The organism is Azospirillum lipoferum, assembly GCF_024170005.1.
Taxonomy (GTDB): Bacteria; Pseudomonadota; Alphaproteobacteria; order Azospirillales; family Azospirillaceae; genus Azospirillum; species Azospirillum lipoferum.
Genome location: NZ_JALJXJ010000001.1, coordinates 698,044 through 718,173, shown reverse-complemented (window position 1 = coordinate 718,173; position 20,130 = coordinate 698,044). Strand labels below are relative to the sequence as shown.

The 20,130-nt window shown below is 67.2% G+C and carries 20 protein-coding genes and 3 tRNA genes; 9 read left to right on the top strand and 14 right to left on the bottom strand.

The annotated features are described in order from the left end of the window. The first annotated feature begins 88 nt into the window (after positions 1–88). Both J2848_RS03450 and J2848_RS03445 read left to right on the top strand, forming a co-directional pair. The gene (locus J2848_RS03450) at positions 89–646 is read left to right on the top strand and encodes a YbhB/YbcL family Raf kinase inhibitor-like protein (RefSeq protein WP_149233594.1); all 558 of its coding nucleotides are present in this window, start codon (positions 89–91) and stop codon (positions 644–646) included. A 52-nt stretch (positions 647–698) separates the two neighbouring features. Further along, on the top strand, positions 699–1,559 hold the full coding sequence (locus J2848_RS03445; protein ID WP_149233595.1) for a helix-turn-helix transcriptional regulator: 861 nt from the start codon (positions 699–701) through the stop codon (positions 1,557–1,559). On the opposite strand, the gene J2848_RS03440 is transcribed toward J2848_RS03445, so the two are convergent. Beyond that, on the bottom strand, positions 1,531–2,193 hold the full coding sequence (locus tag J2848_RS03440; protein ID WP_149233596.1) for a TetR/AcrR family transcriptional regulator: 663 nt from the start codon (positions 2,191–2,193) through the stop codon (positions 1,531–1,533). The genes J2848_RS03445 and J2848_RS03440 overlap by 29 nt on opposite strands. A gap of 95 nt (positions 2,194–2,288) precedes the next feature. On the opposite strand from J2848_RS03440, the gene J2848_RS03435 reads away from it, so the two are divergent. Beyond that, positions 2,289–3,272, top strand: a complete 984-nt coding sequence (locus tag J2848_RS03435; RefSeq protein ID WP_149233597.1) for an aldo/keto reductase — start codon at positions 2,289–2,291, stop codon at positions 3,270–3,272. 48 nt (positions 3,273–3,320) lie between these two features. On the opposite strand, the gene J2848_RS03430 is transcribed toward J2848_RS03435, so the two are convergent. Genes J2848_RS03430 through dapA form a run of 3 tightly spaced genes read right to left on the bottom strand, consistent with a single transcriptional unit; the run spans position 3,321 to position 5,725 of the window. Further along, entirely contained in the window at positions 3,321–4,343 is a 1,023-nt protein-coding gene (locus J2848_RS03430) for a class I SAM-dependent methyltransferase (RefSeq protein WP_149233598.1), read from the bottom strand. Between the two features lie 4 nt (positions 4,344–4,347). Continuing rightward, positions 4,348–4,821 (bottom strand): SsrA-binding protein SmpB, encoded by a 474-nt coding sequence (gene smpB / locus J2848_RS03425; RefSeq protein WP_042704640.1) that lies wholly within the window; start codon positions 4,819–4,821, stop codon positions 4,348–4,350. Positions 4,822–4,849: 28 nt separating this feature from the next. Then, on the bottom strand, positions 4,850–5,725 hold the full coding sequence (dapA, locus tag J2848_RS03420; RefSeq protein WP_149233599.1) for a 4-hydroxy-tetrahydrodipicolinate synthase: 876 nt from the start codon (positions 5,723–5,725) through the stop codon (positions 4,850–4,852). 36 nt (positions 5,726–5,761) lie between these two features. Here dapA and J2848_RS03415 point away from each other — a divergent pair, with 36 nt between their 5' ends. Next, positions 5,762–7,747, top strand: coding sequence for a lytic transglycosylase domain-containing protein (locus tag J2848_RS03415; protein WP_246194121.1), 1,986 nt, complete (start codon positions 5,762–5,764; stop codon positions 7,745–7,747). A gap of 81 nt (positions 7,748–7,828) precedes the next feature. On the opposite strand, the gene J2848_RS03410 is transcribed toward J2848_RS03415, so the two are convergent. Then, positions 7,829–8,017, bottom strand: a complete 189-nt coding sequence (locus J2848_RS03410; RefSeq protein WP_149233601.1) for a hypothetical protein — start codon at positions 8,015–8,017, stop codon at positions 7,829–7,831. Positions 8,018–8,056: 39 nt separating this feature from the next. Continuing rightward, on the bottom strand, positions 8,057–8,242 hold the full coding sequence (locus J2848_RS03405) for an entericidin A/B family lipoprotein (RefSeq protein ID WP_211103259.1): 186 nt from the start codon (positions 8,240–8,242) through the stop codon (positions 8,057–8,059). Positions 8,243–8,516: 274 nt separating this feature from the next. On the opposite strand from J2848_RS03405, the gene J2848_RS03400 reads away from it, so the two are divergent. The 4 genes from J2848_RS03400 to J2848_RS03385 all read left to right on the top strand — a co-directional run bounded on the left by J2848_RS03400 (position 8,517) and on the right by J2848_RS03385 (position 13,590). Next, the gene (locus tag J2848_RS03400; RefSeq protein ID WP_149233602.1) at positions 8,517–9,875 is read left to right on the top strand and encodes an MATE family efflux transporter; all 1,359 of its coding nucleotides are present in this window, start codon (positions 8,517–8,519) and stop codon (positions 9,873–9,875) included. A 135-nt stretch (positions 9,876–10,010) separates the two neighbouring features. Beyond that, positions 10,011–12,782, top strand: coding sequence for a DNA gyrase subunit A (gyrA, locus tag J2848_RS03395; RefSeq protein ID WP_149233603.1), 2,772 nt, complete (start codon positions 10,011–10,013; stop codon positions 12,780–12,782). Positions 12,783–12,805: 23 nt separating this feature from the next. After that, on the top strand, positions 12,806–13,384 hold the full coding sequence (gene coaD / locus J2848_RS03390; protein ID WP_149233604.1) for a pantetheine-phosphate adenylyltransferase: 579 nt from the start codon (positions 12,806–12,808) through the stop codon (positions 13,382–13,384). Positions 13,385–13,514: 130 nt separating this feature from the next. Beyond that, positions 13,515–13,590, top strand: a tRNA-Lys gene (locus J2848_RS03385). 170 nt (positions 13,591–13,760) lie between these two features. Here the strand turns inward: J2848_RS03385 and J2848_RS03380 are convergent. The 3 genes from J2848_RS03380 to J2848_RS03370 form a co-directional block, all read right to left on the bottom strand. Further along, a tRNA-Arg gene (locus J2848_RS03380) sits at positions 13,761–13,837 on the bottom strand. A 44-nt stretch (positions 13,838–13,881) separates the two neighbouring features. Continuing rightward, a complete protein-coding gene (locus J2848_RS03375) occupies positions 13,882–14,178 on the bottom strand; it encodes an ETC complex I subunit (protein WP_014247573.1) in 297 nt (98 codons plus the stop codon). 76 nt (positions 14,179–14,254) lie between these two features. Next, positions 14,255–14,332, bottom strand: a tRNA-Pro gene (locus J2848_RS03370). 155 nt (positions 14,333–14,487) lie between these two features. On the opposite strand from J2848_RS03370, the gene J2848_RS03365 reads away from it, so the two are divergent. Further along, a complete protein-coding gene (locus tag J2848_RS03365; protein ID WP_149233605.1) occupies positions 14,488–14,892 on the top strand; it encodes a hypothetical protein in 405 nt (134 codons plus the stop codon). Here J2848_RS03365 and J2848_RS03360 read toward each other — a convergent pair. The 5 genes from J2848_RS03360 to kdsA form a co-directional block, all read right to left on the bottom strand. Next, positions 14,861–16,093 carry an ABC transporter permease gene (locus J2848_RS03360; protein WP_149233606.1) on the bottom strand — a complete coding sequence of 411 codons (1,233 nt, stop codon included), beginning with the start codon at positions 16,091–16,093 and terminating at the stop codon, positions 14,861–14,863. The two genes, J2848_RS03365 and J2848_RS03360, sit on opposite strands and share 32 nt — an antisense overlap. Next, positions 16,090–16,806 (bottom strand): ABC transporter ATP-binding protein, encoded by a 717-nt coding sequence (locus tag J2848_RS03355; protein WP_281288636.1) that lies wholly within the window; start codon positions 16,804–16,806, stop codon positions 16,090–16,092. The genes J2848_RS03360 and J2848_RS03355 overlap by 4 nt, the downstream gene beginning before the upstream one ends. Further along, the gene (locus J2848_RS03350) at positions 16,796–18,430 is read right to left on the bottom strand and encodes an efflux RND transporter periplasmic adaptor subunit (protein ID WP_149233607.1); all 1,635 of its coding nucleotides are present in this window, start codon (positions 18,428–18,430) and stop codon (positions 16,796–16,798) included. Before J2848_RS03350 ends, J2848_RS03355 begins: the two co-directional genes overlap by 11 nt. A gap of 100 nt (positions 18,431–18,530) precedes the next feature. Then, entirely contained in the window at positions 18,531–19,001 is a 471-nt protein-coding gene (locus J2848_RS03345) for a DUF192 domain-containing protein (RefSeq protein ID WP_318604834.1), read from the bottom strand. Between the two features lie 87 nt (positions 19,002–19,088). Then, positions 19,089–19,916 carry a 3-deoxy-8-phosphooctulonate synthase gene (kdsA, locus tag J2848_RS03340; protein ID WP_149233608.1) on the bottom strand — a complete coding sequence of 276 codons (828 nt, stop codon included), beginning with the start codon at positions 19,914–19,916 and terminating at the stop codon, positions 19,089–19,091. Between the last annotated feature and the right edge of the window lie 214 nt (positions 19,917–20,130).

Sequence of the window (20,130 nt, the reverse complement as noted above, 5' to 3'; positions counted from 1 at the left end):
GTTCGGGACCATCTTTGAGCCGTCCGGGGCCGCGGAGCAATCCGCGGCCCTTTATCGTCAGGGTATCCCAATCGATGGAGCCCCCCTGATGCCTGCCAAATCCCCCTTCCGCCTGGCCCTGATGGCCACCCTGCTGCTGGCAGCCTCCCCCGCTGCAGCGTTCGAGCTGCACAGTCCCGACTTCACCGATAAGGCGCATATCCCTGCGCGCAATGTCTTCGCCGGCTTCGGCTGCACCGGCGGCAACCAGTCGCCAGCCCTGAACTGGTCGACACCGCCGGCCGGCACGCGCAGCCTCGCCGTCACCATTTACGATCCCGATGCGCCGACCGGCAGCGGCTGGTGGCATTGGGTCCTGTTCAACCTGCCGGCCGACACCCGCAGCTTACCCGCCGGAGCCGGCGATGCAGCGAAGCCCAACCTGCCCGCCGGTGCCGTGCAGAGCCGCACGGATTATGGCACCCCCGGTTATGGCGGCCCCTGTCCGCCGCAGGGCGACAAACCGCACCGCTATGTCGTGACCGTCCATGCGCTGAAGGTCGACAGCCTGCCGCTGCCGGCTGAAGCATCGGGCGCCATGGTCGGCTTCAACCTGAACGCCGCCAGCCTGGGCACGGCGACTTTGACGGCGCGCTACGGCCGTTGATCGCCCGCGCTTGCCGGTTCTAGGATATTGCCAAGGCCAAAGGATGAACGCCATGGGTCCGGATCTGCTCGCCCGCCTGTCCCGGTTCGCCGCCCGCGACCTGCGCCCCAACGGCGGTGACCGTCCACATCGACCGGAGCTTTGGGCCTTCGTCGCCCATGACCGCGAGCGGCTGGCGGAAGTGCGGATCGAGCGCACGGCATTGATCGCAGTCCTGGAAGGCACCAAGGAACTGACCGACCAATCCGGCACCACCCGCCGCTTCCCGACCGGCAGCGCCATGCTGCTGCCGCCGGGCTGGTGCGGTGCGGTAGTGAATGACCCCAGTGCCGGTGGACGCTACCGAGCGCTGGTGCTGGAATTCCCGGCGGAGATGGTGCGGCGGCTTCTGCGTGCCCATGGGACCGAGGGACTGACCCAACGCACCCGACCGGGCGACTGGCATGTCACCCTGACGCCGGCCATGACGGATGCCATCCACCATGCCGCCGGCGGCCTGACCGCCGATCCGCCGCTGCCTGCCAAGCTGGCGGAGCATCGCTGCATGGAGGTGCTGCTGGCCCTGCTTGAGGACGGCGTCTGGTGGCTGGGTCCGGTGGCGCCGACCGGGACAGCCGACGCGGTGCGTCAGTTGCTGCGCACCCAGCCGGACATCCCCTGGACGGCCGAGCGCGTGGCCGGTGCGCTCAACCTCAGCACCGGCACGCTGCGCCGGCGCCTGACCGAGGAGGGCTGCTCCGTCCGCAGCATCCTGACGGAGGAGCGGGTGGCCCATGCCCGCGCCCTGCTGGAAGGCGAAGGGCTGAGCGTGCAAGAGGCTGCGGAAGCCTGCGGCTATGCCAACCGCTCCCACTTCGCCCGCCGCATCCGGGCGGCGGTGGGCGTCAATCCGTCGGACTTGCGGGGACGCTGACCGGCGCGGTGCCGTAGGCGCGAAGCAGCGCTGCGACCGAGTCGGCGATCACCCGCTCCGGGTCGGCGGTGACCGGCAGGCCGAGCATGGTCGGCCAGAACAGCACCTCCTTCATGCCACCTAGCAATTGTGTCGCCACCACATGCGGGTCCGGCGCATTCAGCCGGCCGCGCACATGCTGCGCGGCGATATAGTCGTCCAGCAACGCGTAGGCCTGGCTCTTTCCGCCCTCCAGATAGTCCTGCGACAGTTCGGGGAAGCGCTGATGCTCGGCGATCACGAGGCGCAGCAGGCCGCGCACCTCCGGCCGGCCCGTATGGACCAGCAGGGATCGCAGGAAGGCCGGAAGAGCCTGCTCCGGCGGTCGGTCATGGCGCAGCAGGCTCTGGCCATCCTCGCTGCGGAAGCCCTCGTACAGGCCGGATACCACGGCCTGGAACAGCTCCCGCTTGCCGGGGAAGTGGTTGTAGACAGTGCGCTTCGACACGTTGGCGTCGGCGGCGATGGCGTCCATCGACGATGCCTCGTAGCCATGGGTCAGGAAGGCGCGGGTCGCCGCCTCCACCACCGCATCCCGCTTGACCGAGCCGCGCGCGGCACCTCCAGCGTGAGACCCCGCCTGAGACGTTGACATTCTCCACCCTCTAAGTACACTGCACAGTGTAGTGTATTTGTTGCCGCAGGCTACCAGGGTAATCCGCCCGGCCGCGGCACGGGAGGGGTAAAGCGATGAAACAGCGCAACATCGGCGGCATTCTCTCGGTTTCCGAAATCGGCCTCGGCTGCATGGGCATGTCGGAGTTCTACGGCCCCACCGACGACGCCCAGTCGCTCGCTACGCTGGAGCGGGCATTGGAGCTTGGCGTCACCCATTACGACACCGCCGACATGTACGGCAGCGGCCACAACGAGTCGCTGCTCGCCCGCTTCCTGGACGGCAAGCGCGGCCGAGTAACAGTCGCCACCAAGTTCGGCATCGTTCGCCAGCCCGGTGAGTATGCCCGCCGGGTCGATACCAGCCCGGCTTATGTGCGGCAGGCCTGCGACGCCTCGCTGAAACGGCTGGGTGTGGAGACCATCGACCTCTACTACGCCCACCGCCTGAACCCGGAAATCCCGGTGGAAGAGACGGTTGGCGCCATGGCCGATCTGGTGAAGGCGGGGAAGGTTCGTACGCTCGGCCTGTCGGAGGTGTCGGCCGGCACCCTGCGCCGCGCCCATGCCGTCCACCCCATCGCCGCGGTGCAGAGCGAGTATTCGCTGTGGACACGCGACGTGGAAGCTGCAGTTTTGCCGGCTTGCCGCGAACTGGGCATCTCGCTGGTCGCCTACGCCCCACTCGGCCGTGGCATGCTGACCGGTGCGGTCAGCAGCCCCGACCAATTCGCCGAGAACGACTTCCGCCGCATCGCGCCCCGCTTCGCCGGGGACAATTTTGACCACAATCTCGCGCTGGTGGAGCAGGTGAAGACACTGGCGGCGCAGAAGGGCTGCACGCCGGGTCAGGTGGCGCTGGCCTGGCTACTGGCGCAGGGGCCGGACATCCTGCCGATCCCAGGGACCAAGCGGATCAAGTATCTGGAGGAAAATGTGGGTGCGGCGGTGGTTGCTCTTACCGAGGCGGAGGTGAAGGCGCTGAGTGATGCGCTGCCGCCGGGAGTGGCTGCGGGGGACCGCTACACGGCGGAGGGAATGCGGGGAGTGAATGTGTGAAGTCGAGGTGGGGAGTCGTCGCTCGTCGACGTCTCCCCACTGCGTCAGCTACTTCGGCGTGCCCGCCCAGACCTGGAACTGCGTGGTCTCCATCAGCATGTCGCTGTGCCCGAAGGCGGTCTTGAACAGCTTGCCCACCCCGGCCGTCCGCTGGGTAACGGCCACCAGCGTGCCACGCAGCTTCAGATACTGCTTCGTGCCCGCCACCAGCGCGTCGAGCATGCCGAAATCCTCGTCCTTGCCACGATGAAGCGGCGGATTGGACAGGATCAGGCCGAAGCGTTCACGGGTGCCGAGCCCGGCCAAGCCGTCGCTCAGCACCAGTTCGGCGTCCGGCACATTCTGGCGGGCGGCATGCAGGGCCACCGCGTCGATGTCCAACAGGGTCAGCGGCGCGTCGGGCCGGCGCTCGCGCACGGCGCGGGCGATCACCCCGGCGCCGCAGCCGAAATCCAGCACGCGGGTGCCGGCCGCGACCTCCGGCAGAACCTTCAGCAGGCATTCGGTGCCGGCATCCAGATGGCCGTGGGCGAACAGGCCAGGATAGGACACCAGGTCCAGCGTCTGGTCCGGCAGTGTCAGGGTGACGGTCTGTCGCCAGTCCTCCAGCGCCCCCTTGGCTGGCGCGCCGGTACGGCGGGTCAGCAGCAGCCGGGCACGCCGCTTGATGATCAGCGTTTCCGGCTCTTCCGCTAGACCGTCCAGATGCTTGGGCGCGCTGGTCACCCCTTCGTCGTTGCCGCCGGCGATCCATAGCGGGGCACCGGGGGCAAGGCGCGAGGCCAGCGCATGCAGCGCCATTTCGAACCCGGCCCAGCCGCGCGGCAGGCGCAACACGGCGCCGTCGAACGGCCCTTCGGCAGGCCAGGGCGTGGCGGCCTGCCCAGCCATGGCAAGACGATTCCACACCACCACGTCCGCCCCGCCGTCGCGGAGCGCGTCGGCGATGGCGCCATCGCTGTCGAACGCAACGAGAATCCGGCCCTGCGGCCGGATTTCAGACAGGGCTTCGGCGGCCACAGCGGCGACCGTCTGGTCGCGGTCCGTGGCCCGATTATCGAGACGTGCCAACGAATTAACCCTTGTCTCGCATCAGCCGCGCCTTGTCGCGCTGCCAGCTGCGCTCCTTCTCGCTCTCGCGCTTGTCGTGCTTCTTCTTGCCGGTGGCGAGACCGATCTCGACCTTGGCATAGCCGCGATCGTTGAAATAGACCGACATCGGCACCAGTGTGACGCCCTTCTGCTTGATGCCGGCCGCGAGCTTGTCCAGCTCGCGGCGGCGGACCAGCAGCTTGCGCGGACGCTTCGGCTCGTGCTGATCGATGCGGCCGGCTTGGAGATATTCGGGGATGTACGCGTTGAACAGGTACAGCTCCCCGCCCTTCAGGCCGGCATAGGCCTCGTTCACACTGGCGCGGCCGCCGCGCAGCGACTTCACCTCGGACCCGGTCAGCATGATCCCGGCTTCGAGGACATCATCGATGAAGAAGTCGAACCGCGCGCGGCGGTTCTGCGCCGCGTATTTTTTTGCTTCCTCGCGCGTCGCCAAATCTCTCTCCTTGCGGACCCGCTGCCCGTCAGGACAGCAGGCCGGCTTTGGTCATGGCCGCGCGCACGGCGGCGCGGGCGGTGTCGGATGCCGGAACCAGCGGCAGGCGCACCTCGTCAGTGCCGAGACCAAGCAGGCTGGCGGCGAACTTCACCGGGGCCGGGCTGGTCTCGACGAACATCGAGTCGTGCAGCGGCGACAGCACGTCGCGCAGGCGGAAGGCCTCCTTCAGGTCACCCTTCGCCCAGGCGGTCTGCATGGCAGAGCACAGCGCCGGCGCGATGTTCGCGGTGACGGAGATGCAACCCACCCCACCCTGCGCGTTGAAGGCCAGCGCCGTGGCATCCTCGCCCGACAGCTGGATGAAGTCGGGGCCGACCTCCTGCAGCAGGCGGGACGGGCGGGACAGGTCGGCGGTCGCATCCTTCACGCCGACGATGTTGGGCAGCTTTGCAAGCCGGGCCATCGTCGCCACAGACATATCCACGACACTGCGGCCCGGAATGTTGTAAATGAAGATCGGCAAATCCGCCGCGTCATGGATCGCCTTGAAATGCTGGTACAGACCCTCTTGAGACGGCTTGTTGTAGTAGGGCGTGACCACGAGCGCCGCCTGCGCGCCCGCTTGTCTGGCGTGGCGGGTCAGGGCGATGGCTTCGTCGGTCGAGTTGGAGCCGCTGCCGGCCATCACCGGCACCTTGCCGCCGGCAGCCTCGATGCAAAGCTCCACGACGCGGTTGTGTTCTTCGTGGGACAGGGTCGGCGACTCGCCCGTGGTGCCGCAGGGCACCAGACCGTGCGTCCCCTGGGCGACCTGCCACTCCACGAAGGACTGGAAGGCCTTCTCGTCCACTTTCCCGCCCTTGAACGGAGTCAGAAGGGCGACAATGGAACCGTGGAACATGGCTGCCTCCTCAGTCGGCTTAGCTGGAAAAAAGAGTTGCGCACATTATCCCTCCCCGCCGCCCTCGGCAAGAGCGCCCGGACCTCTGTTTTCGCGGGTCTCCTCACCCTTTTCGCGGCACTTCCCGGCGCCCTTCCCGCCGCGGCGCTGAGCCCGCAGGACATCGCCATCTACCGCGAGGCTTTCAAGCTCGCCGACGACGAGCGGCTGGCCGAAGCGCTGGCGGCAGCCTCCCGCGCCCAGGACCCGCTACCGGCGAAGGTTCTGCGCTGGATCGCGCTCGCCAATCCCGGGGGCGGCAGCTTCAGCGACATCACCACCTTCATCCGCGAGAATCCGGACTGGCCAAACATGGGGGCATTGCGCCGTCAGGCGGAAATGGCGATGCCCGACATCCCGCCGGCCGAGGTGGTGGAGTGGTTCCGCCAGAGCCCGCCGCAGACCAACGACGGCTTCGTCCGCTATGCCGACGCGCTGATCGCCACCGGCAGCGTGGAGCGCGCGACCACGCTGATCCGCAAGCAGTGGGCCGACGCCACCTTCACCGCTGACGAGGAAGCGACCTTCCTGTCCCACTATACGCCTTATCTGCGTCAGCAGGACCACAAGGCGCGCATCGACCGGCTGCTGTGGGCCAAGCAGGAGGCGCCGGTCCGCCGGATGCTGCCTTTCTTCGATGAGGCATACGACACGCTGATCGAGGCGCGCATCGCGCTGGACGGCGACAGCGCCGGTGCGGAGGCGGCCCTGGCGCGCGTGCCACCCAGCCTGCTGAACGATCCCGGCCTGATGTACGACCGCGCCCGTTATCTGCGGCGCAAGGGCAACGATGCCGGTGCCCTGGAGATCATCGCCCAGGCCGGCACCGATTTGGGCCGTCCGCAATCCTGGTGGTCGGAACGCCATCTGCTGGCCCGCCGGGCGATGGAGCGCGGCGACTACAATCTCGCCTACCGGCTGGTCAGCACCAACGGCATGAGCGAGGGCAGCGCTTTCGCCGATGCGGAGTTCCTGTCCGGTTTCCTGGCGCTGCGCTTCCTCGATAAACCGTCGGAGGCCTTCACCCATTTCCACAAGCTCTACCGGTCCGTCACCGCTCCGATCAGCAAGGCGCGCGGCGCCTATTGGTGCGGCCGGGCGGCGGAGGCGCTGGGGCAGACAGGGCCGGCGCGCGACTGGTACGCCAAGGCGGCGACCTACCCCACCACCTTCTATGGACAGCTCGCGTTCCGCCATGTCTCCGGCGGGGCGGTCACCCTGCCGACGCCGCCAACGGTCTCCAGCGCCGAAACGGCCGCCTTCAACAAGCGCGAAGTGGTGCGGGTCGCCCGCCTGCTGGCCGAGATCGGCGGGAATGCAGCGGATCAGGTGACCGGCTTCGTCCGCCGCGTCAGCCTGGATGCCAAGACGCCAGCCGACTATGTGCTGGCCGCCCGGCTGGCGAGCGACGTCGGCCGCCGCGATCTGGCCGTCGCCGCCGCCAAGGATGCCGCCCAGAACGAGGTGTTCCTGGTCGAGGCCGGCTATCCGATGATCGACTCCCGGCCAGCGGCACCAGAACTGGCCCTGATCCACGGCATCATCCGCCAGGAGAGCACCTTCAATCCCGCCATCGTGTCGTCCGCCGGTGCGCGCGGGCTGATGCAGCTGATGCCGGCAACGGCACAGCAGGTGGCGGGAAAGCTGGGGCTGAAGCACACAAATGCCCGGCTGACCTCCGACCCCGGCTATAACGTTACCCTCGGTTCGTCCTATCTGGCTGATCTGATCGACCGGTTCAACGGCTCTTGGGTACTGGCCATCGCCGGCTACAATGCCGGCCCGAACCGCGTGAGCCAGTGGCTCCAGACCTATGGCGATCCGCGTAGCGGAACCGTCGACGTGGTCGACTGGATCGAGCTGATCCCAATCTCCGAGACCCGCAACTATGTCCAGCGCGTGCTGGAGGCCGTCCAGGTCTACCGCGCCCGCCTGAACGGCGACCGGGCGGAACCAAATCTGGACCGGGATCTGCGGCGGTAAGCTTACGGGTGGTGAAGAGGGGCAATCACGGGAAAGCCCCTCCCCCGGTTAGCGCATCACACCGCCGCCATCACGCCGCCATCACGCCGTCGTCGGATTGGGCATGCCCGGCATCGGCTCGTCAGCCGGCGGGGGGACTTCCGGCAGGATGCCGGGATTGTCGGGTACCGGATAGGGATCGGGCGTCGTCGGCCGGTCAGGCTGCGGCGGATTCGGATTCGACGGCGGCGGAATCTCTCCGGGAGTGGACGGCTTCTGCTGATCGCTCATGCGGGAACTCCTCTCTAGGCTGTGCCCTGGTGTAACGCCTCAGTCGACCGTCCGTTCAATCGCCCGGCCCCCGGCCCGGACGTCCTGCCCGGCTCCTTCGACCGTGTTGCAACCGGTCAGCATGGCGGCCAGCGCCATCAGGAATGTCAGGATCACCACTTCGCGCGCGGGGAACGGGATGGCACGGGCGGTGGCGCGCTGCCGGCGGTTCTTGGCGTGCTGCATGGTGTCTCTCCGGTCTGGGGCTGGGGGTTCCGATCAGGTGCGTCGCTCGTCTCTGCTTCTGACAACGGGTCGGCGGCGGCTTGGTTCCACACAGGCCCTCGCTGCCATGCAGAGAATGCAACCGTCCTTTCGGGGCGCCCGAAAGCCTTGACGCGGTACACCCACCGGGCAGAATGACCGGCTTTTGCGCAGTCTGCTCGCTTTCCGGTCAAGTCTTACCGTCCGGCGGCGCGGCACCGGCCGCTACCACTCCTTTTCCACCACAGGCTTCATCATGAGCACCGCCACCCTGCCCGCCCCGGAGCCGTTGCGCGCGCGCCTTGTCACCCATATCGGCGAGCTGCTGCGGCTGGCGGCGCCGGTCATCGTCTCCCGCGCCGGGCTGATGGTGATGATGGCGGTCGACACCGCCATAGTCGGCCGTTTCTCGGCCCAGGAACTGGCCTTTTACGGGCTGGCCCACCTCCCCGGCAACATCATGGTCGGTACCGGCGTCGGGCTGCTGATGGGCACTGTGATGATCACCGCCCACGCCTTCGGTGCCGGCAACGACGCCGACTGTGGACGGGCATGGCGGCGGTCCGTCCCTTACGCATTGTTGCTGGGGGTGTTGTTCGCCCTGGTCTCGCTGCTGGGCGACCTGCTGTTCCAGGCCGGCGGCCAGACGGCAGAGATGGCGGCGGGCGGCGCCCATGTGCTGGCGGTGCTGGGCCTCGGCGCGCCGGGCATGATGCTGTACATCACCACCGGCTTCTTCCTGGAGGGCATCAAGCGCCCGCTGCCGGGTATGGTCGCCATGGTGATCGGCAACATCGTCAACGCCGCACTCGCCTGGGCACTGGTGTGGGGCCATGTCGGGCTGGAGCCGCTCGGCGCCGTTGGTTCCGCCTGGGCCACCAGCATCGTGCGCTGGGGCATGGGGTTGGGACTGGTCGCCTATGTCTGGTGGATGCACGACCATGAGCGCTGGCAGGTGCGCCGGCCGGTCGCCGACTGGTGGAGCGGGGCGGCGCGCCAGCGTCACCTGGGCTATGCCGCCGGGCTCAGCATCGGGGTGGAGAGCGGAGCCTTCGGCGGTCTCGGCCTGTTCGCCGGCATGATCTCTCCGCTGGCATTGGGTGCCTACACGGTCGGGCTGAACCTGACCGCCCTGCCCTTCATGGCGGCAGTCGGGCTGGCATCGGCGACCGCGGTACGGGTGGGCGTGGCCTATGGCCGCGGCGACCGCAGCGATATGGCGCTGGCCGGCTGGACCGGTCTCGGCGTCACCAGCGCCATTCTGGCCTGCGTCGGCATCCTCTATCGCAGCCTGCCCGAGGCGCTGGGGGCCATCTATACCGGCGACCCGGAATTGCTGGAGGCGGTGGTGCCGCTGATCGCCTTCGCCGCCTGGATTCTGATCGCCGACGGCGGCCAGACGGTGATGGCGAACGCCCTGCGCGGCCGGCACGACGCCTGGATTCCGACCGCACTCCACTTCTTCTCCTACGCGGTGGTGATGATCCCGGTGTCGGCCTTCCTTGTCTTCGGCCTCGGCCACGGCGCGCATGGGCTGTTCGAGGGAATCCTGATCGCCAGCCTGGTATCCGTCACCATCCTCTCGCTGCGATTCGCGCTTTTGAGCCGGCACTGAACTGGCCTTTTTGGCCCCGAATCATTGTGTGCAATTGCGAGAGTTGCTATATTTCCCCGGCTAAACTTCGGCCCGCAAGGCCAGTGACTGCCGCGGATCCGCAAGCGGCGGCACCTTCGAAAAATGAGTGTCCGCTTGAGCAATACGCCCCTTCCTCCCGCCTCCGACATCGCGCCGATCAACATCGAAGACGAGATGCGGAAATCGTATCTCGACTACGCGATGAGCGTGATCGTGAGCCGTGCCCTGCCCGACGTCCGCGACGGGCTGAAGCCGGTGCACCGGCGCATCCTCTACGCGATGAAGGAGGGCGGGTACGACTCGACCAAGCCCTATAAGAAGTCGGCACGCATCGTCGGCGACGTGATGGGTAAATACCACCCGCACGGCGACAGTGCGATCTACGATGCCATGGTCCGCATGGCGCAGGACTTCTCCATGCGCCTGCCGCTGATCGACGGCCAGGGCAATTTCGGTTCAATGGACGGCGATCCGCCGGCGGCGATGCGCTACACCGAAGCGCGTCTGGCCAAGGCGGCGGAAGCACTGCTGGACGACATCGACAAGGACACCATCGACTTCCAGGCCAGCTACGACGATTCGGGCCGCGAGCCCACCGTCGTGCCGGCCCGTTTCCCGAACCTGCTGGTGAACGGCGCCGGCGGCATCGCCGTCGGTATGGCGACCAACATCCCGACCCACAATCTGGGCGAGGTGATCGACGCCTGCTGCGCCTACATCGACAATCCCGACGTCACGCTCGACGAACTAATGGAGCATGTGCCCGGCCCCGATTTCCCGACGGGCGGCCTGATCCTAGGCCGCTCGGGCAGCAGGGCGGCACTCCAGACCGGGCGGGGCTCGGTCATCCTGCGCGCCAAGACCCATTTCGAGGAGGTGCGCAAGGATCGCACCGCCATCGTCGCGACCGAGATCCCCTATCAGGTCAACAAGGCCAAGCTGATGGAACGCATCGGCGAGGTCGTGAACGACAAGACGATCGAAGGCATCGCCGACCTGCGCGACGAGTCGGACCGCGACGGCGTCCGCGTGGTGATCGAGCTGAAGCGCGATGCCGTTCCGGATGTCGTGCTGGCGCAGCTGTTCCGCCACACCCAACTCCAGACCTCCTTCGGCGTCAATATGCTGGCGCTGAACGGCGGCCGTCCGGAGCTGATGAATCTCCTGAACGTTATCACCGCGTTCGTCCGCTTCCGCGAGCAGGTCATCACCCGGCGGACCGAGTTCCTGCTGGGCAAGGCCCGCGAGCGGGCACACACCTTGGTCGGTCTGGCGGTCGCCGTCGCCAACCTGGATGCGATGATCGAGTTGATCCGCAGCGCCCCCGATCCGGTCTGGGCGCGCGAGGAGATGATGAACCGCGAATGGCCGGTCCATGACGTCGGCCCGTTGATCGAGCTGATCGACGAGCCGGGCCGTGGTGTCAGCGCGCAGGGCACCTATCGCCTGTCCGAAGTCCAGGCCCGCGCTATCCTTGATCTGCGCCTGCACCGCCTGACCGGGTTGGAGCGCGACAAGATCGGCGCCGAGCTGAAGGACGTCACCGACCAGATCGCCGACTTCCTCGCCACGCTGGCCAATCGTCCGAAGCTGATGGGAATCCTGCGCGACGAGCTGGTGGAGATGAAGGAGCGGTTTGGGAATCCGCGCCGCACCGAAATCCAGGATCTGGAATTCGAAGCCGACATCGAAGACCTGATCCAGCGCGAGGACATGGTCGTCACCGTCAGCCAGTCCGGTTACGTGAAGCGGGTGCCGCTGTCGACCTACCGCGCGCAGAAGCGCGGCGGCAAGGGCCGTTCCGGCATGTCGATGAAGGCGGAGGACGCGGTCAGCGACCTGTTCGTCGCCAACACCCATACGCCGCTGCTGCTCTTCTCGAACCGCGGCATGGTCTACAAGCTGAAGGTCTACCGCCTGCCGCTGGGCAACCCGCAGGCGCGCGGGAAGGCCTTCGTCAACCTGCTGCCGCTGATCGACGGAGAGACCATCACCACCGTCCTGCCGTTGCCGGAGGACGAGGCCGCCTGGGCCGATCTGCACGTCGTTTTCGCCACGTCGAAAGGCAACGTGCGCCGCAACCGCATGTCGGACTTCGCCAACATCCGCTCCAACGGCCTGATCGCCATGAAGCTGGAGGAGGAAGGCGAGCGGCTGATCGGCGTCCACACCTGCTCGGAAACCGACGACGTCCTGCTGGCGACCCGCGGTGGCAAGTGCATCCGCTTCCCGGTGGACGATGTGCGCGTCTTCGCCGGCCGCACCTCAACCGGTGTCCGCGGCATCAAGCTGGCCGATGGGGACGAGGTGGTGTCGCTGTCGATCCTGACCCATGTCGATGCCACGCCCGAGGAACGCGCCGCCTTCTTCAAGATGAAGCGCGATGAAGGGCTGGAGATGGAAGGCGAGGCCGCTCCGGAAGCGGACGAGGTGCCGACGGACAGCGTCACCCTGACGCAGGAGCGATATGAAGAACTGAAACAGAAGGAGCAGTATATTCTCACCGTCTCCGACCGCGGCTATGGCAAGCGCAGCTCGTCCTACGAGTACCGCACCGCCGGACGCGGGGGCCAGGGCATCTGGAACATGGAGATGGGCGAGCGCAACGGCTCCATCGTCGCCGCCTTCCCGGTCGAATCGAACCATCAGGTGATGATGGTCACCAACGGCGGCCAAGTAATCCGCATGCCGCTGCACGATGTGCGGGTTGCCGGCCGCAAGACGCTGGGCGTCACGCTGTTCCGCGTGGGGGCGGATGAGCGCGTGGTGTCCGTCGCCACCATCGCCGAGGAAGAAGGCGAGAATGGTATTGAGGATGGCGGTGACGCCAACGGTTCGGTCGGGTCGGTCGGCGATGCCGGCGGCACCGCCACGCCGAACGAATAACGGACGGGCCTAAAGGGGAACCCATGGCGACCAGCCAGACCGAGACCAGCAAGGCCGAGACCAGCAAGGGTCGTCGAATCGGTGTCTATCCCGGCACCTTCGATCCGATCACCAACGGTCACATGGACATCATCCAGCGCGCTGCCCGTCAGGTCGACCACCTGATCATCGGCGTCGCCAGGAATGCCGGCAAAGGCCCGCTCTACTCCACGGACGAGCGGGTCGCCATGGTTCGCGAGGATGTGGCCGCGCTGAATGCCGGCGGGGCCAGCATCGAGGTGCGGGCGTTCGACAATCTGCTGATGCATTTCGCCATCGAGATGAACGCCCGCGTCATCATCCGCGGTCTGCGGGCCGTCTCGGACTTCGAATATGAGTTCCAGATGGCGGGCATGAACGCGCGGCTGAACCCGAAGGTCGAGACGATCTTCCTGATGTCGTCGGAGAAGCACCAGTTCATCTCCTCGCGATTCGTCAAGGAAATCGGACGTCTGGGCGGCGACATCCGCCATTTCGTCTCCGCCCGCGTCGCCGAACGGCTGGCCGAGCGCTTCGCACTGGAGGCCGGCAACGGCACAGCTCCAACAACCAGCCAGACCTGATCTGTGCGACTGTGGGCTTGATGACAAAATCCTGCGTTTTCCATCAAGCCCATGGTTGACCTTTCATGCGCGTCTTTCTATGGTGCGCCCACTTCCGGCGGGCGCCAGTTTTGCACCGCCGCGAAAGGATGATCCGGTAGCTCAGTCGGTAGAGCACGTGACTTTTAATCATGTGGCCGTGGGTTCGAATCCCACCCGGATCACCAAACCAATTCAAGGTTTTAGCCTTCTTCAAGGGGTCGCTTCCGCGGCCCCTTTTTGTATCTGGGGCACGGTTCCGGGCACGCTTTCGCATCGTCGGCCGGTGCCCACGGATGAATGAAAAAAGCCCCGCTGAAGCGGGGCTCTTCCTTGTTGTGTACCGGCTTGGCCGAGATGGCGACCCCAGCTGGATTCGAACCAGCGACCTGCCGCTTAGAAGGCGGCTGCTCTATCCAACTGAGCTATGGGGCCTTGTCCCGGTTGAGCGCACTCTTCGCAATCAGAAACGAAAGCGATCAGAAGCGCGGACGGTCGGTGCGGAAATTGTCGGCATAGTTGCGCGGACGGACGCGACGGACCGGAGCTTCCTGAACGGTGTAGTTCCAGCCTTCACGCTCGGCGAAGGCGATCGCCTCTTCCTTCGTCTCGAAGGACAGGCGCACCTGGTTCAGCGTGTCGCCGGAACTGGTCCAGCCCATCAGCGGTTCCGGACGGCGCGGAGTCTCGATCTCGTAATCCAGCATCCAACGGTGAGTCTTGGCCCGGCCGGATTGCATGGCCGTCTTGCTCGGCTGATAGATCCGGACGTTCATGGCTCGCTCGTCTCCTCAAATGCCTACAGTTGCGTCCTGGCACCTATGGCTTGGACGCGGTTTTGTCCCCTGGCGATGGTCGGGGCGCCCGGATTCGAACCGGGGGCCTCCAGTACCCAAAACTGGCGCGCTGACCAGACTGCGCTACGCCCCGTCGCCGCGTTGTGAGATACACGAACGCCACGCCCACGGCAAGCGGACGGCGCACCGTTTTCGCGGACTTTCGCCATCCCGCCTGCCGCGCTGGTCGATTGTGCGGCGTTCGGTCGCTCAACAGCCTGTGTTCAACACCGTTCCGGATCCGTTTCGTTGCCATCCCTCACCCCTGCCCCGCTCTCCATCGCCCTCTTCCTGCCCGACCTTGCCGACCGGCCCGACCGGCGTGCCGCCGTCGATCTCGCCCACGGGGTGCTGCACGCCGGCGTGGCGGTGGACGTGGTGGCGCCGATGGGCGGAGGACCGCTGCGCGCGACCCTGGACCCGGCCATCGGGCAGATCGACCTCGCCAAGCGCCATGCCGCGACCTCCGCTCTGGCGCTGGCCCGCGTGGTGTCGGAACGGCAGCCAACGCTGCTGGCGATCCCGCAGGAAGTGGCGTGGGTCGGGCAGCTGGCGCTGCGGCTGGCGCGCAGCGATGCACGGTTGATCGTGCTGGCGGGCGATCGGGACGCGGACCTTGCAGCTATTCGTGCCGCAGCGCCTCGATGGGGTTGAGGCGGGCCGCGCGGCGGGCGGGGTAAAGGCCGAAGAACACACCGATCAGGCCACTGACCACCACCGCCAAAACCACCGAGTCGATCTGGATCAGCGTCGGCCATCCAGCCAGTTCCGCGACCCCCATAGCGGTGCCGATACCCAGCGCGACCCCCACCGCAGCGCCGATCAGCGACAGGGTGGTCGATTCGATCAAGAACTGCACCAGGATGTCGCGCCGCCGCGCCCCGATGGCGAGCCGCAGGCCGATCTCCCGTGTGCGCTCGGTCACCGAAACCAGCATGATGTTCATGATGCCGATACCGCCGACCAGCAGAGAGACCGCCGCGACGGCGGCCAGCAGGAAGGACAGGGCACGGGAGGAGGCATCGCGGGTCGCCGACACCTCCGACAGGTCGCGCATCCAGAAATCGTCGTCCTGGCCAGGAATCAGCCGGTGGCGCTGACGCAGCAGGTCACGGATCTGGGCCTGGGCGTCGGCCATGTCGGCGCCGTCACGCATCTTCACCACCATGGTGTGGATGAAGCGCGGGTTGCTCTTCGCCATACCCGGGATGTTGCGCTTGGCGGTGGACAGCGGCACGAAGATGACGTCGTCCTGGTCCTGCCCCTGGGTGTTCTGCCCCTTCTCCGCCAGCACGCCGACGACGGTCAGCGGGGTGGAGAACACCCGCACCGGCTCCCCGATCGGATCGCCGCCGCCGAACAGGTTGCGCACCACCGTCTGCCCCAGCACGACCACCTTGTTGGCCTGCGCCACATCCACGTCCGACAGGCCGTGCCCGGCCGCAATGCTCCAGTCGCGGGCATCCATATAGTCGGGGGTGATGCCGAACAGCACGGTGCCCCAGTTCTGGTTGCCTGCGACGATCTGTAATCCCCAGCGCACCGATGGCGCCGTCACCACCACGCCGGGGATTTCCGACAGCACCGCCAGCGCGTCGTCCTCCGTCAGGGAGGAGGCGGTGCCGGCGCCCAGCTTCACCCCGCCGCGGACGATGCTGCCCTGCCCGACCATGATCAGGTTGGTGCCCAGGCTGGCGATCTGACGCAGCACCTGCTCGCGCGCGCCGGCCCCGACCGCCACCATGGCGATCACCGCAGCAACGCCGATGACGATGCCCAGCATGGTCAGCGCACTGCGCAACGGGTTGGCCCGCAGCGAATCGAGCGCGGCGCGCAGCGCATCCCAGGCGGTCATGCCGCGACCTCCGCATCCTGGCTCAGGTCATCGATCAGGCGGCCGTCGCGGAAGTGCAGGACACGGGACGCGAAGCGTGCCACCTCCGGTTCGTGCGTCACCAGGACGATCGTGATGCCGCGCCGGTTCAGCCGCTGGAACAGACCGATGATCTCCAGGCTGGTGGCGGTGTCGAGCGCGCCGGTCGGTTCGTCGGCCAGCAGCAACAGCGGGTCGTTGACCAGCGCGCGGGCGATGGCGACGCGCTGCTGCTGCCCACCGGAGAGCTGGGTCGGCCGGTGACCTGCGCGTTCCAGCAGCCCCACCGCGTCGAGCGCGGCCAACGCCCGCTCGATACGCTGGGCATGGCTGACGCCGGCATAGACCATCGGCAGCATGACGTTGTCGAGTGCGGACTGGCGCGGCAGCAGGTTGAAGGACTGGAAGACGAAGCCGATGCTGCGGTTCCGCACCGCCGCCAGCGCGTCGGAGGACAGGCCGGCAACCTCCTGCCCGTCCAACCAGTACCGCCCGGAATCGGGACGGTCCAGACAGCCTAGCAGGTTCATGAAGGTGGATTTTCCCGACCCCGACGGCCCCATCACCGCGACAAACTCGCCAGGGCGGACGGTGACGGAAACGTCGTCGAGCGCATGGACGATCTGCGGCCCCATGCGGTAATGGCGGGTGAGCCGTTCGACCGTTATCAGGGAATGAGCCGGTTCAGAAACCAAGGCGCGGCCCCCGGTGGCTGTCGCGGTCGGGGGCGAGGATGCCGGTGATGACCTCCTGCCCCGCCCGCAGGTCGCCCGCCACCACTTCCGTGAAGCTGCCGTCGCCGATACCGAGGCGCACCGCTACGCCGACAGGACTCCCATTGCCGGAGCCAGGCACCCAGACGGTTCGTGTCGCTTCGATCGCTCGGCCGGGATCGACCAGCGAGTCGAAGCGGTCGCGCTGTGCCGGCTCGATCAGCCCGGCGATCCGCTCCAGTGTCGCGGTGCGAATGGCATTGGCCTCCACCCGGCGGCGTTCAGGATCGCCGCCTTCCGCATCCAGCGCGATGAAGCGTTCCCGGGCCTCGGCGACCAGGGCGGCGATGTCGCGCCGCCTCGTCTCGTCCAGTTTCAGTCCGTCCATCACCCGCTTGGCCGCCGCCTCCAGCGCCGCAGCTCCCCGCCCGCCGTTCAGGCCACCGGTGGTCGGGGTCGGGGCATCGGCAGCCCCTTCCACACCCGGTGGGCGGAAGCGCAGAGCGGCATTGGGAAGCTTCACCGCCGCCGGCCGCTCATCCACGGTGATCCGCAAGTTGGCCGTCATGCCGGGCAGAAGCCGCAGTTCCGGATTCTCCACCGTGATGACGACGATGTAGGTGACGACGGTCTGGTCCTCCTTCGGCGCCAGCCGCACCTGCGCCACCCGGCCGGCGAAGCTGTCGCCGGGGAAGGCATTGACGGTGAAGCGCACCGGCATGCCTTCGCGCACCCGGCCGATGTCAGCCTCGTCGATGTTGGCCAGTACCTCCATCTGCCGCAGATCCTGGGCGATGGTGAACAGGGTGGGGGCCGACAGGCTGGCCGCCACCGTCTGGCCGGTGCTCACCGCACGGTTCACCACCACGCCGTCGATGGGCGATCGGATGACGGAACGGTTCAAATCGACGCGGACCAACTGCAGGGCGGCCTCCCGCTGGGCCACCTGGGCACGGGCGACCTCCACCTGGGCAGCGGCAACCGCCAGCGAAGCGTCGGCGGATGCCTCCGCCGCCTCCGCCTGCCGCTTCTGCGCGCGGGCGGCGATCAACTGGGCCTGGGCGCTGTGGGCTGCAGTCTCCGCCTTCTCAAGATCGGCGGCGGCGACCACGCCGCGGCCCTGCAGATCGCGTCGCCGCCGCAGGTCGCGCTCCGCATCGCGCTGGGCGAGGTCGGCGCGGACGATCTGGGCGTCGGCATTGGCGATGCTGGCCTTGGCATTGGCAAGATCGGCCCGCGCCTTGTCGAGCAGCGCCTGCTGCTGGATCAGCGATGCCTTGGCCGAATCGACATCGGCGCCGGCCTGGGCCAGCCGCGCGGCAAGCTGGTCGCCATTCAGCCGGGCGAGGATCTGCCCGCTGGTGACACGGCTGTTGAAATCGGCATAAAGCTCGGCGATCTGGCCGGACAGTTGGGAACTGACCTCGACCGTCACCAGGGCGCTCATGGTGCCGGTGGCGGTGATGGCGCTGACCAGCGGACCCTGTTCGACCCGCGCCAAGCGATAGGCCGGTCCCGGCTCCGCCCGCGCCAGCACGACATAGGCGGACAGTCCGGCCGCAGCGCTGAGCGCCAGTCCGAGAAAGATCGCCACCCGCCTGCCCATCGCGCCCCTCCGCACCGCGCCACCCGCGCGATGAATCTGGGGGAGTTTACGCGAAAGTCATGGGCTGCGAGCCCTCTTTCAACGACAGGGTTTTGGCGCCTCAAGGCTTGGCGATGTCCGGCGAGACCACCCGGTCGCCGGGACGGATGCCGAGCCGCGAGGCCATGCCACCGTTCAGTTCCAGGATTGCCTTCACCGGCCCGTCGGAGTTGACCGAGTCCAGCGATTCCGGCACGGCACGCTCGTGAATGTTCACGATGCGGCCATCGGCGGCGATGAACAGCATGTCCAGCGGGATCAGCGTGTTCTTCATCCAGAAGCTGGCCGGTTGCACCCGGTCATAGACGAACAGCATTCCAGCATCGGCCGCCATCGATTGGCGGAACATCAGCCCCTGGGCCTGCTGGCCGGGGGTCAGCGCCAGTTCGACGTCGAAGCGGAACTTGCCGCCGCCCGTTGTCTCGATGGTCAGCTTGGACTTCTGGAAACTCTCCAGCGCCAGCGCCGGGAAGGCGACCACCAGCAGCAGGAGCGTCGCGACAACACCCCGAAAACTCCGACCGACCATCATGCTCGTCCCCGAAGGCTGATTCGACCCGTGGATACGGGAGAGGCGTCAGTGAAGCACGGCGCCCCGCCCCAGCCAAATTAAGCCTGTTTAGGACTTCGCCAGACGGTCGAAGGCCTGGAGCTTCGCCAACAGCGCCGGCATGTCCTTCAGCGGCACCATGTTGGGGCCGTCGCTGGGGGCGCAGTCCGGGTTTTCATGCGTCTCCATGAAGACGGCGGCGACGCCGACCGCGATGGCGGCACGGGCCAGAACCGGGACGAACTCCCGCTGGCCGCCCGAGGTGGTGCCCTGCCCGCCCGGCTGCTGGACCGAGTGGGTGGCGTCGAACACGACCGGGAAGCCGGTCTCCGCCATGATCGGCAGGGACCGCATGTCCGACACCAGCGTGTTGTAGCCGAAGCTGGCGCCACGCTCGCACAGCAGGACGCGCTCGTTGCCCGACGCAACCAGCTTGGCGGCGACGTTCTTCATGTCCCACGGTGCCAGGAACTGGCCCTTCTTGACGTTCACCGCGCGGCCGGTTTCGGCGGCGGCGATCAGCAGGTCGGTCTGGCGGCAGAGGAAGGCGGGAATCTGCAGCACGTCCACCGCCTCGGCGACCGGGGCGCACTGGGTCGATTCATGCACGTCGGTGATGACCGGGCAGCCGAACCGCTCGCGGATTTCCGCGAAGATCGGCAGCGCCTTGTCCATGCCCAGGCCGCGCGCAGTTGTGATCGAGGTGCGGTTGGCCTTGTCGAAACTGGACTTGTAGATCAGCCCCATGCCCAGCGCGCGGGTCATCTCCACCAGCGCGGACGCGGTCTCCATCGCATGGTCGCGGCTTTCCATCTGGCAGGGGCCGGCGATCAGGACGAAAGGACGGTCGTTGGCGATCGACAGGTCGCCGATCTGGACGGTGCGCGGCGTGGTCATTGGAGTGCTCCGGAACGAAAACGGGCGAGAGGGCGCCCGCAGTCCCTTGCATCCCACTAAATGCCTGAATGGTCAACGCATGGGACGTCAATGCTGGGCAACGTGCCGAAAGCCGAGCGCTGTTCGGGGCTGTTGCGGCACGCTCCTTCCCCATCCCTTTTCGTTCCCGCCCTTCACGGCCACCGGCAAAGCCGCCTCTACTCAACCATGCCCT

What these genes read in the sequence shown, in the direction of transcription:
- dapA (WP_149233599.1), bottom strand. Translation starts at nt 5,725, where the DNA reads ATGTTCCACGGTTCCATTGTCGCCCTTCTGACTCCGTTCAAGGGCGGG.
- J2848_RS03410 (WP_149233601.1), bottom strand. Translation starts at nt 8,017, where the DNA reads ATGAGCGATCAGCAGAAGCCGTCCACTCCCGGAGAGATTCCGCCGCCG.
- J2848_RS03405 (WP_211103259.1), bottom strand. Translation starts at nt 8,242, where the DNA reads ATGCAGCACGCCAAGAACCGCCGGCAGCGCGCCACCGCCCGTGCCATC.
- J2848_RS03350 (WP_149233607.1), bottom strand. Translation starts at nt 18,430, where the DNA reads ATGGGCAGGCGGGTGGCGATCTTTCTCGGACTGGCGCTCAGCGCTGCG.
- J2848_RS03360 (WP_149233606.1), bottom strand. Translation starts at nt 16,093, where the DNA reads ATGACCGCCTGGGATGCGCTGCGCGCCGCGCTCGATTCGCTGCGGGCC.
- J2848_RS03400 (WP_149233602.1), top strand. Translation starts at nt 8,517, where the DNA reads ATGAGCACCGCCACCCTGCCCGCCCCGGAGCCGTTGCGCGCGCGCCTT.
- J2848_RS03345 (WP_318604834.1), bottom strand. Translation starts at nt 19,001, where the DNA reads ATGATGGTCGGTCGGAGTTTTCGGGGTGTTGTCGCGACGCTCCTGCTG.
- kdsA (WP_149233608.1), bottom strand. Translation starts at nt 19,916, where the DNA reads ATGACCACGCCGCGCACCGTCCAGATCGGCGACCTGTCGATCGCCAAC.
- coaD (WP_149233604.1), top strand. Translation starts at nt 12,806, where the DNA reads ATGGCGACCAGCCAGACCGAGACCAGCAAGGCCGAGACCAGCAAGGGT.
- J2848_RS03375 (WP_014247573.1), bottom strand. Translation starts at nt 14,178, where the DNA reads ATGAACGTCCGGATCTATCAGCCGAGCAAGACGGCCATGCAATCCGGC.
- J2848_RS03440 (WP_149233596.1), bottom strand. Translation starts at nt 2,193, where the DNA reads ATGTCAACGTCTCAGGCGGGGTCTCACGCTGGAGGTGCCGCGCGCGGC.
- J2848_RS03450 (WP_149233594.1), top strand. Translation starts at nt 89, where the DNA reads ATGCCTGCCAAATCCCCCTTCCGCCTGGCCCTGATGGCCACCCTGCTG.
- J2848_RS03435 (WP_149233597.1), top strand. Translation starts at nt 2,289, where the DNA reads ATGAAACAGCGCAACATCGGCGGCATTCTCTCGGTTTCCGAAATCGGC.
- J2848_RS03445 (WP_149233595.1), top strand. Translation starts at nt 699, where the DNA reads ATGGGTCCGGATCTGCTCGCCCGCCTGTCCCGGTTCGCCGCCCGCGAC.